Genomic DNA, 14,647 nt, shown 5'->3' on the forward strand with positions numbered 1-14,647 from the left:
ATGCCGCTCCACTAATGTGCAAGCGTATCAATTTCCGGCCTCTCCACGTATGTATGTCACACCAAAGGCGACGACCTGTCGGAATTCCTGGCGGCGGGCGGCGAGGTCGTACTGGCTTCCCGAGCCCTTTTGAAAGATGTCGAGGCCACGGCCGAGGAGGATCGTCCAGCCGTTGTCGGCACGGATTGAGCGGTCGTGTATCGTCTCGTCCCAGGTGACCGTGATGTTGATTCCTGCGGCGGACGCGCTGTCCTGGATGTCGTTAAGCATCAACAGGTGTGCTTGCTCGTACTGCCCCGTCTGGCCCTTGGTCACGAGCGTAACCCGAATCTCCTCGGCCGCGTCCTTAACCGACGCGAGTAAGGCCAGCAGGTCGACGAGGTTTCGGCCCTGGTGCGGGAGACGGACGTACGGGTCGATGATCGTGATATTCGATGCGCCATGCAAGTATGGAAGTAAAAGGGACTCGTATGAGATGCCGCGTTGGTTCTCCTGGAACTCGCGGTGCCCCTCGTGCAGCTCAGCCTCAGCCATTGTCGCCACGACTGGTGCGGTAGGCACCAGCGTGGCGACCTCGGCGCGCACGGTCACCGAGTCGGCATCAGCTTCCGACTTCTCGGGCGTCGATGCCGCCCGCTGGTTGTAGTAGGTCGGGTACTCCTGCTCCTCGAGTGTCATCACCGGCGACCACGTTCCAGCCCGGTCAGTGAACCCGAACTTGACGTCTGCCATCGTGGCATCGATACGCAGGATCTGGTCTTTGATACGCTTTCGGCCTTCAATGGCGAAGCGCAGGACCTCTTCGATTTCCTCGCGAGTTGCCTCGCCATTGGGGTAAAGCAGCTTCATCAGCCCGGAAATTGTTTTGTGGATGCCATCACGATCGCGCGTAGAAATATTAGGTGACAGGGTGAAATGCTGCTGGTAGCGGTCGGAGTAGTCGGCGGTGCGCATCGATTTTAGCACCTCGGCGATATAGTCGACAACAAATCCGTAGCCGCCGGAGAACATCTCGTTGCGAATCGTGTCGACCTCCCAGCCTGGGATGTAGTGGTGCAACCGATCGAGGTAGGCAGAGTCGTGGTAACTCTCGGGCAGTTCGTCGAACAGGTCGGAGTGCTTTAGCATGTAAGGCACGGTGTGCGAGGTGTTGCCGACGAAGACCATTGACGCCTCGGCTCCGAGAGTCTCAACCCCGCGGGAAAAGGACTTGTTCGCCATGTAGTTCTTCATGATGTCGACCAGCGCCTTGTCTGCGCGCTTCTTCTTGCCCGCGAACTCGTCGAAGGCGACGACGTCCCAGTAGCCAACCAAGCCGAGTCGCCCGTTCGAATTGTTAACGAACAGCTTCGGGACAGTTACCTCTCCGCCTGAGATGAGCATGCCGTGCGGCGAGAACTCCGAGAAGATATGCGACTTCCCGGTGCCCTTCGGTCCTAGCTCGATGAGATTGTAGTTGCGCTCGACGAACGGTATGAGACGCACGAGCTGGATCAGCTTTGCGCGCCGGCCAAACGCCTCGGGATTGAAGCCGATCGACTGAATAAGAAGGTCGATCCACTCGTCGGTGGCGAACCCGCGCCGTGCGGTGAGGTAGCCGTCGAAGTCGAAATTGGAGAGCTGAATGGGCTTGATCGAGCCGAGAATCCACGGGACAATGCGCTGGTCCTCGCTGTGGAAGTATTCAATGTCGCAGATACACCACACTCCACCGGTGAGGAGTTTCGGGTGCGCCTTGATGGTCGCGGGTTCGACTAGCACGCCCTTGATGCCGAGGTTGGCGAACTCTGCCTGGTAGACGTCGTCCTTCTCGTTTAGAGTGACCGCGACTCTGTCGATAATGCGATGGCGCCCACGCTCCCGGATCATCGACTTCACCAGTTCGGACTGGTTCCGGTGCACGTAGTGGTCGGCAAGAATCTTGCGAACTGCGTCGATACCGGCCTGAATAGTGGCCTCGTCGTCGGATGCGGCGTACTGGCCGAGTAGGTACTCCAGCACGTACGAGGGCACGATGGCGTTGCCTTTGACCGCCTTGACGAGGTCCTTTCGGACAACGACACCGGGGAAGAGCCTGTTGATTTTTCGGTCGAGATCAGATTGCACGGAGGGTGCGGCGTCGGCCGCTTCCTTGGTGTTGATGGTGCTGTCGAGACTCATCGATCCCTCCTTAAAAGTCGAAGTCCGAAGCGAACGAGCGCCGGAGTGTGTAGAGCGCCTTTTGGTAGGTACGCCATTGGTTAGTGTTCAGAATGCGCTCTTCGAGTCGAAATTCCACGGCGCGGTTGTTGAAATCGTTAGCGTCCTGGCTAAGCAGCATGTTGGCGTTCTGGTAGCGGTCGCGCTTGTCGCCTGAATCCTGGTCGAATGTCAGGTCCTTCTGGTTTGAGATCAGCGTCTCCCCGACGTACAGGCCTGCGCGGACGGTGCGTGGCTGCACCTTTTCACTCACCGGCTCGGACTGGAACAGCTTCACGACGAGCTGCCCCGTGGTGATCTTGTCCGACTCGGGCAGTACCTCGACGTGAACGAGTCGAGTGTCACTGCGGCGCTTTTTGTTGACCGTCAGCACCGGGACGACGATCTCCTGAAGAGATGCCCCGCCGTGGACAAACCGTGAACCCGCTCCGGGTAGCCGCAGCCGGTGGATAGACTTCGGAATCTGCACCTCAAGGTCGCTGTCCAGTCCAAGCTGCGACGGCTCGAAGGTGCGGAACGCGTCGTTCTGCTTAATTCCACGACCCAGGACATAGCGCCGGTTCGTGGTGACGATGTTGTCGCCCTGCGGGAGCGTGGAGAGGTAGAAGGCGTCGGTGAGGGCTGTGTCCTGGAAGAGGAAGCCGTGGTCGGCGGTGATGAGGATGTTTGTCGCGTTCGCGTTGGTCAGTCGCTTTACCAGATCGAGGAGTTCCCTTAGCGTCTCCTCCGCAGCCTCGAAGACCTGCCGTTCCGTACCCGCTTTGTCGCCGGTTGCGTCGATGCGGTTGTGGTAGACGTACAGCACCTGGTGCTGGCTGTAGAGGTCGCGCAGCTCGTCCCGTGACAGCGAGAAAACGTCCTCGGCTTGAATTGCCTTGCCATCGATGGCGCTCAGAATTTTTGTACGGTTCGCCGAACCGTCAGTGCGCTGCCCGTCGACCAGCACAGGATCGCCGTTCTTGGAGTGGCCGATCTTGCTGTGCGGCAATAGCGCAGCCATGCCGAGCTGCGTGTAGCTCGGAAGCACGCCCAGCACGGCGTCGAGATCGGCGTCGAAGCGGTCCTCCTGGCGGATGCGCGTGCTGAGTTCGTCAGCGACCTCGTAGCGCAGGGCGTCCGAGATGATCACGACCGCCTTGTTTCGGCCGCCTCTAGTAATCGGCGCGACGTGCTCGGAGTAGAACGCGGTCTGCGGACGAAGCACGGCCGATCCCCACCTGTCAGTGCCGTCGACGTGAGGCTGCCAGGCGTTGCCCAACTGGAACAGAAACTTGTTCACGTAGAACTTCTCGACCTCGCCTCGCAGCTCCTCGAGTGGTTTCGGGTGCTCGGAGGTGCGGGCGGCGTAGACGAACTGCCGGTAGAGCTGGTCGATTCGGTACCACTGGCGCCGATATCGGTCGAGTCCGTCATCGAACGAGGTGATGGTCGGCGCGAGCGGCGAGAGTTCACTCAGCAGTTCGGAGCCGCTCTCGATGGCAGCGTAGACCTTGCGGTATCCCTCCGCCCAGATGCTGCTCTTGCGCTTGCGAACGACGTCAGCCACCTCGCGCGCGGCCATCGTGCGGGACACGACTTCGCGCGCGAGATCGCTGATGATCTTCTGGTCCACCTCCTCAAAGAGGTCGTTGTCGACGAGATCGCGGAAGTCGACATTCTCGATCGTGTTCGCGTAACTGATGCTTGATGCGACGCGCTTAGCGAGCGTTGCCATGCTGCCCTGACTGCGCAGATCGAAGCGCAAGCTGTTGAAGTCAAGCTGGATGTTGCGGAGACCGCCAGGGTGGTCGCTACGGAAGCCGCCGATGGCCTGCTGGAACATCCACAGCAAGAAATCATCGATGCTCGGAGCCGACGACGAGTACCCGTAGATCTTCGCGACGCCGCCCCAGTAGAATTCGTCAAGTTGCTGGTCCGCGACCGCCTTGAACTTGGCGGTACCGCCAGCCGCATTCTCAATGAGGAGCGCGCGCGTCAGCTCAAGGAGGCTGTGTTCCGACTGACCAAGGATCACTGCGGTCATCTTCGCGCGAAGCCGGTCTGAGCCATCCTCCGAATCAAGAAGCGCCTTGAGAGCCTGCGCCCGCTTGGCGGCACGGAAGAACTTTTCATGAGCGCGGAGTATCTCGCCGACCCCATCAGCCGTGAGGCCGAGATCGCTCTGGATGAGGGAGGTGCGGTCGGCCGTGAAGACACCATAGGCAAGTTCAAGATCGAGTAGCCAGTTATCGGTGCCTGTTATTGCGGCACCCTTCATATAGACAAGAAACTTCCTTGTTGAATCTCGGTGAAGGAGCAAGTTCTTGATCATGTACTCGTTATTTGCCACCTCTATGACCGAGACGCCCGGTAGGTTGAATTTGTCGAGGTCAGTCGAGTACTCGTCGTTCGGGTCCTGCCAAAAGACCACCCGTTGTGCGATAAAGCGGCGCGCGAGGTGTTCCCTGACGCCAGCGATCTCACTCACGTGGTCACCGGATCTTCAATGGCGAAACGGCTAGCTGCCCTCTCCGCTCGCTTCGTCAGGGACGCAATGATGTTCTCCACCCTTCGGAGCAGGTCGTCATACGAGATGATATCCGTCACATTCGAGTAAGCGCGGCGAGCGAACTCCAGGTCGAATCGCTCCTTGATAGACAGATTGCTGTCTCGTCCAGCCAAGATGAATGCCTTCGGGTTCGAGATACTTATTTCGATGCCGCTCGGAAGGTCCTTCGAGTGGGCCTCCGTGATGGTTATCTCGCCATCACGACCCGCCTTACTCAGGTAGAACAGGTACTTCTCCGCTTGGATGATCGACCCCGTAAGTTCACGGACGGGCACATGGTTGTCACGGTATAAACTTCTCGACACAAGGCCGCGTTCGAACGGCTTCTTGATCTCTATAACGTCTACAGTGCCAGTGGCCGCTACCAGAAGCAGGTCAATGAACCGGTTAGTCGACTTCCCTGGGTTTGAGTAGCGCTCCTTGACATTCACGTTGTGAAGAACGGCCACGTACTGTGGGAAGATGAGGAGGAAGAGGTCGGCGACCGTCGCTTGCCATTCCGCCTCGGAGTACGCCTCGGCATCGCGCAGCATCTCGATCAGCCGATCTCTGACGAACTCGAACTTCGCGAGTTCGAGTTTGGTCGCGGCAGGAATCCGGCCACTGGGCTGATCCTGGGTCTTCGGCTTCGATCTCGCTCGTCGTGCCATATATCCTGCAAGGCGCTGCTCCGCGTCCGTCATGGTTTCCATGTACTCGGAAAGCACCCGCGTGATCCTCGTCCAGGCGTAAAGCTTCATCTCGGTAGTTGTTGGGAACGTACCCAGTAGCTTGAGGAACTCGTCCTCGGGAATGGCGGACGAGTGCGAGCCGCCGATAACGATCGGACTTTCGACAAGTTCATCAATGCGTCGGAAGATCGAGATGTCTCGTTCTGCGACAAACATGGCTCGCGTGAGTTTGATGGATTTCGCAATGCGCAGGTCGTGCTTCAACCCGAGCACATTGTCACGAATACTTCGATATTCATCGTCGATCGCGCCGATCACGAAGACTCGGGCGTCCCCGTCATCGTCATTTTCCGTGGGAAGTAGATCCGCCGGACGCACGGTGAACGTCCGAGACACGGTTGCCTCACCGTCGGTGCGCAATTTGTCATCGACCCAGCTGACAGATCCCCAATCTGACTCGTAAATGAGGACGACTTTGGTGTCGCGATCTTCGAACCTAATCATTCGGCTGCCTCTAGCCCGGGGATCTTTTTTAGAGCGGAGCCGAACTTTGGGTAGTTGGCCTTCACGCCGTCGTTGAGATCGATTGCAACCGTCTGAGTTGCGAGCGGGTAAAGGACGTCATGCTCATACTGGTTTAGCTCGACAAGCACCTTGCGCAGCCGGTCGACTTCTCGTATGTTGTTCGAACGCTCCGCCTGGGTCAAGCTCGCCTGAAGCTTTGCCTGGAATTGACGCAGGTAGTCGTTGAGCACCGTGGACACAGTCGATTGACTGTAACGGTGCATGTAAATGAGCGCGTTGAACGAGCCCTTCGGGCTGGAGAACAGCCAGTAGATCGGGCGCTTTTTGTACCTCTGACTGTGGTCTTTATAGAAGGACTTCACAAAGTAGTCACGTAGGCTCTTGGCGCCGAGCGACTCGGTGATGAACCACAGGTTCTCCTCGAAGTGCGATTGTCCAAACGCGGTTCGCAGGAACTGACGGAACCTCCCGACGATATCGTCTTCAAACCAGTCTCCGTCGACGATCGGGATGACACCGTCCGCGTCGGGCGTGAACGACGGAGACGGCACCTTAGCTAGGAAGTCCTGCAACGTCGCACCCTGGTCTGCCAGGATCGGACCCGGCTCGTCGAGGCTGTAGCGACCGAACATGCATCCCACCGCGTACGAGATTAAATCTCGCACAATTGAAGCCTGAGTGTACGGCAATGAGGACGGCTCGGCATCGGACGACTCTCTTGATTCAGCGAGCAAAGCCATCTGAAACAGCAGTGCGTTCTCGGCCTCAAGCTCTGTCAGTTCACTTTGAGTACGAACATCCCGATCCAGCGTGGACTCCACGTTGATCCGAAGCGAAGGATTAATTTCGGCACCCAAGAAGATCGACTCGAGCCCACCGAACCCGCGCGAGGTCTCTGATCGATCAAAGCCAGTTCGTGAAAGCTCAATCGCGCGTCGCGCAATCTCCTCGATCCGTGGCGCGGCAAGGATCTCCTTCGGGATAGGAAGGTGTGCCAGCGTGCCGACACCGAATCCTTTTGATGACACAAGCCGCGCTAGGGCTTCGAACGCCGGACTGTTCATGAGCGCCAGTAACTGCTCGGTCGTAGTTGAACCGATAGTGAAAACCATTGAGTTTTTTTGATCAAATATGGCCCCTTCTGACACAAAGCGCGCCTTAAGATATCCGGCGAGCCCGCCATAGGAAAGCCCGGGTCGGAAGTAGTACGTCGAATTGCGAAGCACAGAACTGGGATGCGCACGGATATCGGCACCGTCACTACTCCAGTCGACGACCAAATCCTCGCGTGCGAACCATCGAGTCGCCGAAGCTGATTTCACGTACGGCACCCAGCGGGAGGTATCTTTGGATCCTCCAAGTCGTACGCTAGAAAAGGAGACCTCAAACCACTGCCGCAGGAATCTTGTGTTGTCTCCAGTCTGGAGACCTGTGCGGACTTCAGCAATCGATTTCATCGTAGGCGCCGAGGCGAACGTGGTGTGGGCAGTCTCAGATGCGGCATATGGCGTGAAGACCCTGCCTGGAAAGACATCGAACCAGTCAAGTGGGTGCGTGTACCGTCGAGACAGGTCCTTGAACTGCGCGATCTTCGCGTCCGTTGTGGCGCCTGTGGTGGCCCCAATGAAAGTGCTGAGGGCGGTGCCAGGGGTGGAATTCTCAAAGATGGTGGCAGCAACCTGCACCACCTCACCGGCTATTTGAGGAAAGGCGCGCGGACCGAGTTGTAGGACGATTCTGGGAAGCAATGCGTCGCGGACAACATCCCGGAAATCTGCGCATTCGACGTTCCCGAGCCAGCTATCCATGGTTAGGAGCCCGAGATATCCTTTTGGCTGGACCAACGAACGCGATCGTAGCACGAAGGCGAGATCTATACCGGTAAAGCCTTCAGGGAAGTTCTCAACTACGAATTCGTACAGAGGCCCCGACATGTTGCGGGCGTCCATGTATGGAGGATTCGCTACGAGAACTGATCGACGTGCGGACAAGAAAGTTGCTTGGTGAATCGCCTTTCGCCCCCAATTTAGGGCGTCTGCATGGAGCATGTCGCCTTCGTCGTCGAGCGTCGCCAGATGCTCGTCGAGCCGGGCGGTCAGGGCGTGGTCGGTCTGGATGAGTGAGCCATAGGTGTCGGCCTCGGCGAACTGGTTCCAGAACGCTTCCTCCGCGTGGCGGTCGCCGTCTTTGGTGACGAGGTAGCTCAGCTCATCAGCGCTGAAGGAGATTGGGTCGATGACGCAAATGTTTGGCCTGGCCTGCTTGGAGAAGAAGGTGCGCTGCCTGGCCCGGGCCTTCATCGTCAGGGCGAAAGCCGCCAGCGCCCCTGCGCGCGGGTCGATCTCGGCGCCGTAGAGATTGTGAACGATGATCTTGCCCGGGATTTCGGCCGGAGCTTCGCCCTGTTCCTCGTAGATCGCGTAGAGCAGATCGAAGGCGTAGGTCAGCATGTGCCCCGATCCGCACGCTGGGTCGATGACGGTCAGCTCCTCGGCCTTGCCAATCTTTAGAAAGCTGGCCTCTTCGTTCACCGGAGCGACGTAGTAGTCCATCTGGTCGACGAGACGCGAGCCGGGATGGTTGAGCATCCACAGGCGGCCGAGGGTGTTCTCCACTAGGTAGCGGACGATCCAGTGCGGGGTGAAGAGCTGTGTGGCTGCGGGGATTTCATCGGCGCCGGCCTTCTTATTTCTCTTGAACCCGGCGAAGACCTCCTCCTTCCGTTCCGAAATGTAGAACTGGTAGAGCCAGCCAATGACCTCGACGTCCTGACAGACATCCTCGGTGAGCACTATCACCGAGCGAGCGAGCACTGAGTTGTCGGCGAGTAGGTTCGCCGGGATGAGCAGCTCGGTGTAGTCGCCCTCCCGCTCGAACATGAACGGCATTGAGCGGTGCCAATGTCGGCAGTATTCGGACAGCAGCAGGCTATACGCCTCGCCGTGCGGATCGATACTACGGCGTGTGCTGTCTAGGAGCGCGGTGACAGTTCCTGCCGTGCGCTTCCCGACGATCTCGGTGTCGATGACGCCGCGCTTGGCGTCGACAAGCACTTCCGGCTGCCCAGAAGTTTGTCCGCGGTGGGGTGAGACGACCCCGATGCCGCTGTAGCCGTTGGCGTCCATGAACCGCAGCGCAATGATGCGGTTAAACCAGGTGTAGGCGACCGTGTCCGCCACCTTTGCGCGACCGGCAGCCTCATCGCCAGCGGCTTTGACGGCACGCTCCAGCGCCTCGATCGCGGGCGCCTCTTCAACGCGCTCGCTGGACCCCGGAGCAAGCACAGAGGCTATCCGGGCGCCGACCTCCCTGATCAGCTCGGTGCGCGCCCACGTAGCAAACGACTTCAACGGTGCGGTTTCCATCAGAGTGCGATCCGCTTTCCGTCGTCGAGAGCCTGGATAAGGGTTTCGCGCAGGGCGATGATGTATATGTCAACGTCGTCGGGGGTCTCCAGGGGTCCGATGACGCCGCGTGCGGTGATCGTTTTGATGGAGACGGTCTGCTTGGTGGGCGGTGGTGGCATGTCCGGATCGGCCTCACGCCGCGCCGCGGCGAGTTGGTCGAGGATTGCCGGGTATCCGGTCTTTTCGAATCCGTTAGCCAGCTCGCGGAGGACGGCGATCTGACGTTCGAGGCCAACACGGGTGATGAGTGAGTCAATCTGCGCGGCCGCCCTTGTCCTGGCTTCGTCCGTGGCGTCCGCGTAGATGGTGCTGATGAGGAGCGCGTCCCGACGGGTCGTAATCTCGTCTTCAGCGCCGGACCGATTAGCACTTACCGCATTAGTGATCTGAACGCTTAGCGTGTCGGCGGCGTGCTTGAGCTGGGTCATCCTGTTGCCGCGGAACGCCTGCGGATCGTCGAGCAGGTGAGTCACCGCTTCGTCGCTGCCCTGCGGCAGGTAGGTGAGATTGCCGGCGTTGTCCCGGAGCAATTTGGCCGCGTCGTCGTAGATGGTGCGTTGATTGCCGCTGAGGAACGCCTGGGTGGGGTCAATAACGTCGTCTTTGGCTTCCAGCAGTTCGTCGGCGAGGGCGAAGTCGGTCAGGTACCACTCGTCGCTCTTGCCGACGACCTGTTCGAGCAGCGCGATCGGCGCGCCGAGCTGACTGACGAAGGGGTACTTCGATTCGGTAACGCGCGCCCTAAGTTCGTCGAGCTTTGCGCGCAGCTTCTCGCCGCCGTAGTGGGCCAGCTCGAGCGGGTCCTTAGTCACGGCGGGATCATCGAAGAAGTCGATGCAGAACGAGCGGAACGCGACGACCTTGCGGTCGTCAAAGCTTTTCTGCGGCGCGACCACGGCATGCGGGTGCTTCTGAGTGTTCCGCAGAATCATGGATACTTCGGAGCGCTTGAGTGTGTTGCCGTCTACAGACAGCGTCACCTTCGCGGCACCAACGAGATAGGCGGTCACGACCTCAGTGGAGGCAAGATCCCATCCATACGGCTTCGCCCCGAAGGTGTCCACAAGCGCCTTCACCGTAACCTGCTCGCCGAGACGATCGCGGCGCAGCACGTGCGATAGCATCTCGTTGCCCGGGCCGGCAAGCTTCGACAGACTCGTTGCTTCGAACATCCCCCCCTGATCAGGGTTGACTGCACCAGTAATCTGCTGCTCAGCGTAGGTCACTCCGCCGAGCAGGCTGAGCTGGGTGTAGGTGCGAGCTATGAGGTCCTGGAAGCCGTCCGTCACCCGGGCCAACGGATCCTGCGAGGAGGAAGACACATCAGCCGCGTTGATCACGAGTTGTGCGGAGCCGACCGCGCGCTTCATGCGCTCGATGAGTTCCTTCTCCCGTTCGACATTTTGCGCGGCCTTGGAACGGAGGATGCGGTCCTCGTCAACGGACAGCGAGCTGGTCTGTTTGCGCTTAGTGTACTTTTCAGTCTTGATAAGAAGCCGCAGGTCGGTGAGCACTCGGTCGTCCGCCTGCATGATTACGAGTAGCTCGTCCTTGCCTGCACTGTGCATGCGGGTCTCCTCGGGTGAGTACGCGTACTCCGGGGTGATGAAGTGCAGCGCCAGCTCGCGCTGCTGCCCGAATACCTGGTCATCTAACTTGTAGCCGAAGGCGAAGTCCTGACCGTTCTTGATGTATTTCAGCTTGGACGCCTTAATCACATCGCCAGAGAGAATCTTGTTAAGCCGGGCAGAAAGTTCGGAAGCGTCAATGTCGACAGCCTTTATCTCTTTCTCCATGTCCTGCTCGAGGTCCGTCAGGTACTCGTAGGTATTGCCGTTGCGCTGGATATAGGTCTGCGTCTCCAGCAGCGTGAGCGCCTCTTGCACCTGCTTTGCTAGCACCGGCAGATCGAGGCCGAACCGGTCGTAGACCAGCACGGTCAAGTTGCGGACGGTCGCACGAAACCCGTCGACGTACTTAACCAGGAACAGTGCCTTCAGCAGTCGTACTGCGAGCAAGTCTTCCAGGTTTCGGTCGGCGACATCGATGGATCGCTGCGCCGCAGACTTCAGCGATGAGCGGATGCCCGCAAACATGCTGTCGAACGTCGCGAGCTGTCCGACCTGCACATCGCCGATGTCCTTCGCCACCTGCTGCACAACTCCAAGCATCGAACGCTCGCCGACCGAGCTGTTGCGGCCCTCGAATACGTTATGATCGGAGATTCCCTCAATTGCCGCCTGGAACAACGAGAACTGGTAGTTAACGAACGGGTAGGTTCCCACGAACTGGTCCTCAGTCGTGTAGTTGCGGTACGTCTTCGCCCCGTCGACGAAGTCGAACAGCGTCTTGAAGTTCGCCGATTCCGCCGCATAGACCGCACTCAGTGCCGCGGTACCTGCGTTGTTCTTCTCCAACAGACGCTTGCTGATGACTTCCTCCACATCGGCGCTGGTGAGCTTCACACGGGTCTTAAAACGGGCCTGAATCTTCGAGAAATCGTTGCCCTGCTGCCTGGTGCGGTCGCCGATGACGCGATCCATGTCCTCCTGCGATGTCACCATGATCCACGCGCGGCCTTGACACTTAGTGTTGAGCGACTCTGCGATGGTTTGAAGGTTCAGCATCAAGTGGGTGTTGTTGCCAATGAACTGGCCGATCTCGTCGACGAAAAAGTTCAGCCGGAAGTCTTTCTCTTGCTTGTCGAGCCATGCCTTTACCTCATCCGCAAAGTCTTCGATCGAGACCGAGTAGGTGTCCTGGTAGATCTTCAGGATGTCCGGTGCCGTTTTCGCGTCGATACCAGTCACCTGGGCGTACGCCTCGTTGACTTGTTTGCGGACGGTCGGTAGCCCGAAACTCGGACGGCGGTCCTCCCACTCTCTTCCGGCGATGACCCGGAAAGCTTCCTTGAACGCGTCGAGCTGGCCCTCCTCGTCGAGCTGGTGCTCGAACCGGGCGATGAACCCCTGGTCTCCGTAGTAGCCGCGCGACTCGTTGAAGACTTGCACGAACACGCGCAGCAGTGCGTCGGCCTGGTCCTTGCTGATTAGCGGAGCCTTTTGGTCGATGTTGAACAGCAGACTCTTCGCTGGAACCCGGTCGGCCCTGGTGATCAGAGCAGGTAGGAAAGCACCCTCAGACTTCGCGCGGAACGTCGCGGAGACCTCGCCACGAGGGTATGCCTGGCCCTCGACATCGCCGAGGAGGTGGGCGAGCATCTTGAGCAGATGCGATTTGCCGGAGCCGAAGAAGCCTGAGACCCACACGCCGTTGGCGTTGGTGTGGTTCGTGTATGCCTCAAGGAGCTGCTCCAGCCCCTTGGCCGCCTCGTTTGTGAGGACGTACTCGTCAACCTCGGTGCCCAGGTTCCGGGCGTCGTCGGCCTTGACAACGCCTTCGATCGGACGCTGGACGTCCTTGGCGAAGATCTCTTGAAGTTGCATGGCGGTCACGGTTCCTGTTCCAGGATGTTCTTGGCGCGGTAGTACTGGTCGTCATGCTGAGTTCCGAAGAGCTCGAGCGATGAACCCAGCGTGTTCGACTGCTTGTACTCGCCTGGGAAAAACACGAGCATTGGTTTGCCGGTCACGACGCTCTGAAGGTTATTCAGCACGTTATGCGAGCGGATGTAAGGGAAGACCTCTCCGATGCCGGTGAGGAAGACGATGTCGAAGCCACCATCGGCGATGGTCGCGGCTATTGCCGGTGCCAAATGCTGCTGAGGATTGAGCATCGAGCGCAGCACCTCGGTAAACTCGGACTTGTCGATCGTCGGCTCGATCTCCAGAATCTCTTCCCAGTCGCCGCGCTCCTTGAGAATGTCCACTGAGAGGTCGTAGAGGTTGACCTCGCGAACCTGTATGCCTTTCTCGGTCGCGAGCCTGGTCTTGATCCGCTTCTTTGCCTTCGCCACGTGGAGCGCGTGCTCGGGAGGGTATGGGTATATGAAGAACGGCACCTCATTGCTCAGTCCCTCCATGTTGAGGAAGCGCCTGCGGCTGAGCACCGCGAACAGGTGCTCCTCCTGCCGATTGAGCTCGCCCGGAGTCATTGCGTACCGCCCCGCGTTGCTGGGAAAAACCGCAGATCACTCGGTTTTCGCGCTTCAAAGGCATCGAGGAGTCTCCCCGAGATTATGACAGGGACGATCTCGCCATCGTCGGTCAGTAGGCCCGCTTCGACGAGCATCTGGAAGACCACCGCGCGGAGCTTTTTTAACGTCGACTCCTTCAGGTCCTCCAGCTCTGGGTGCCATAGCGCCTTGCCTCGCACGAACCCATCGAACTCGTTGTATGTCAGCGTCGAAGTAAACAGCAGGAAGCGTTCGCGCACGACCTCCTCGGCGAACTCGCCGATGAACGCGTAGCGGCGACACGCAGCCGTCCACATCAGGTAGCCGCGCTCCATTCCGCCTGCGTCCGCGAGGAGTTCTAACTCGTCGTCGCTGAGTACTGCGAGTCGCTGAGCAACCTCCCTTGCCAGCCGGAACCCTGAGGACACGGTTCGAGTCTGAAAAAGATTGTCTTTGCCAATGAGCTTGCGAACCGCCTCCCAGTCACAAGTTCTTTCATAAAGAGGAACGGCTATAACTGCTTCTCGAGTTAAGAGGGAGCCACTCGTGAATGACAGTGCATACCGAATTTTTTCGTCACTTTTGCCAGTCACATCGCCTCCTCCCTCTTTCCAACTACCAAAGGGCAAATCGTCATAAAATAGGAATTGCTTTCGGCGCTCAGCTTCGTTCGCCTCAGGTCTCGCTGCCGCGGGTAGAAGCACCTCCACCGCGTACCCACGCGTCGACCTCGGAGGCCTGAAACTTCCAGAGACGACCCACCTTGTGCGCCGGCATTTCCTTGTCCGCGATCCAGACGTAAACCGTCTCTTTGGTGACGCCCAGATGCGCTGCGACGTCGTCGGCAGACAGCCAGGGCTCACTCACGAGGGCACCGTCCTGACGAGTTCACACGAGGTCATCCTCAGATCCTACCGTCGCAACCCCGATTCGGTCGGTTCTTCCCGGTCTACTTCGCTTTCGGCGGGCCTGCTTCGACCGCCCGGCACGCCAGCGGCCCAACAGAGGCGATTAACGGCCGCCTCGAATCCTCCAGAGGGCCCGCCCTCATTTTCAACACCTAACCAGCTACGTCGTCCGCCGCCTCCCTCGAAACCATCGGCTTCAGACCCTAACTTGACGCCGGGTTGCGATGAGCTGAAGGACGCGACAGGCAGTGGCTATATATGGCTAAGGTAAGAGTCTCCGCCTTACCTGGACTGTTGCCCGCGCGGGAGGCTGA

General features: G+C 59.0%; 8 protein-coding genes. All 8 read right to left on the minus strand.

Annotated features, from left to right (window positions below; all coding sequences use genetic code 11):
* Positions 1-27: 27 nt before the first annotated feature.
* Genes brxL through C5C36_RS14030 form a run of 8 tightly spaced genes read right to left on the minus strand, consistent with a single transcriptional unit; the run spans position 28 to position 14,292 of the window.
* Positions 28-2,160: a BREX system Lon protease-like protein BrxL gene (gene brxL, locus C5C36_RS13995; RefSeq protein ID WP_104309910.1), complete on the minus strand. Its 2,133-nt coding sequence runs from the start codon at positions 2,158-2,160 to the stop codon at positions 28-30.
* Positions 2,161-2,170: 10 nt separating this feature from the next.
* The gene (gene pglZ / locus C5C36_RS14000) at positions 2,171-4,666 is read right to left on the minus strand and encodes a BREX-1 system phosphatase PglZ type A (RefSeq protein ID WP_104309911.1); all 2,496 of its coding nucleotides are present in this window, start codon (positions 4,664-4,666) and stop codon (positions 2,171-2,173) included.
* Positions 4,663-5,922 carry a Shedu immune nuclease family protein gene (locus C5C36_RS14005; RefSeq protein WP_104309912.1) on the minus strand — a complete coding sequence of 420 codons (1,260 nt, stop codon included), beginning with the start codon at positions 5,920-5,922 and terminating at the stop codon, positions 4,663-4,665. The genes pglZ and C5C36_RS14005 overlap by 4 nt, the downstream gene beginning before the upstream one ends.
* Positions 5,919-9,308 (minus strand): BREX-1 system adenine-specific DNA-methyltransferase PglX, encoded by a 3,390-nt coding sequence (gene pglX / locus C5C36_RS14010; RefSeq protein ID WP_104309913.1) that lies wholly within the window; start codon positions 9,306-9,308, stop codon positions 5,919-5,921. The genes C5C36_RS14005 and pglX overlap by 4 nt, the downstream gene beginning before the upstream one ends.
* Entirely contained in the window at positions 9,308-12,796 is a 3,489-nt protein-coding gene (gene brxC / locus C5C36_RS14015; RefSeq protein WP_104309935.1) for a BREX system P-loop protein BrxC, read from the minus strand. The genes pglX and brxC overlap by 1 nt, the downstream gene beginning before the upstream one ends.
* A 5-nt stretch (positions 12,797-12,801) precedes the next feature.
* Complete coding sequence (locus C5C36_RS14020) at positions 12,802-13,404, minus strand: DUF1788 domain-containing protein (protein ID WP_104309914.1); 603 nt, start codon at positions 13,402-13,404, stop codon at positions 12,802-12,804.
* Positions 13,401-14,135 (minus strand): DUF1819 family protein, encoded by a 735-nt coding sequence (locus C5C36_RS14025; protein WP_308470906.1) that lies wholly within the window; start codon positions 14,133-14,135, stop codon positions 13,401-13,403. Before C5C36_RS14025 ends, C5C36_RS14020 begins: the two co-directional genes overlap by 4 nt.
* On the minus strand, positions 14,101-14,292 hold the full coding sequence (locus tag C5C36_RS14030) for a helix-turn-helix domain-containing protein (RefSeq protein ID WP_104309916.1): 192 nt from the start codon (positions 14,290-14,292) through the stop codon (positions 14,101-14,103). The genes C5C36_RS14025 and C5C36_RS14030 overlap by 35 nt, the downstream gene beginning before the upstream one ends.
* Between the last annotated feature and the right edge of the window lie 355 nt (positions 14,293-14,647).

The organism is Rathayibacter sp. AY1G1 (assembly GCF_002932095.1).
In the GTDB taxonomy this organism is placed as follows: domain Bacteria; phylum Actinomycetota; class Actinomycetes; order Actinomycetales; family Microbacteriaceae; genus Rathayibacter.

Excerpts from the sequence above, each read along its gene's own strand:
- brxL (WP_104309910.1), bottom strand. The coding sequence starts at position 2,160 with ATGAGTCTCGACAGCACCATCAACACCAAGGAAGCGGCCGACGCCGCA.
- C5C36_RS14020 (WP_104309914.1), bottom strand. The coding sequence starts at position 13,404 with ATGACTCCGGGCGAGCTCAATCGGCAGGAGGAGCACCTGTTCGCGGTG.
- C5C36_RS14005 (WP_104309912.1), bottom strand. The coding sequence starts at position 5,922 with ATGATTAGGTTCGAAGATCGCGACACCAAAGTCGTCCTCATTTACGAG.
- brxC (WP_104309935.1), bottom strand. The coding sequence starts at position 12,796 with ATGCAACTTCAAGAGATCTTCGCCAAGGACGTCCAGCGTCCGATCGAA.
- pglX (WP_104309913.1), bottom strand. The coding sequence starts at position 9,308 with ATGGAAACCGCACCGTTGAAGTCGTTTGCTACGTGGGCGCGCACCGAG.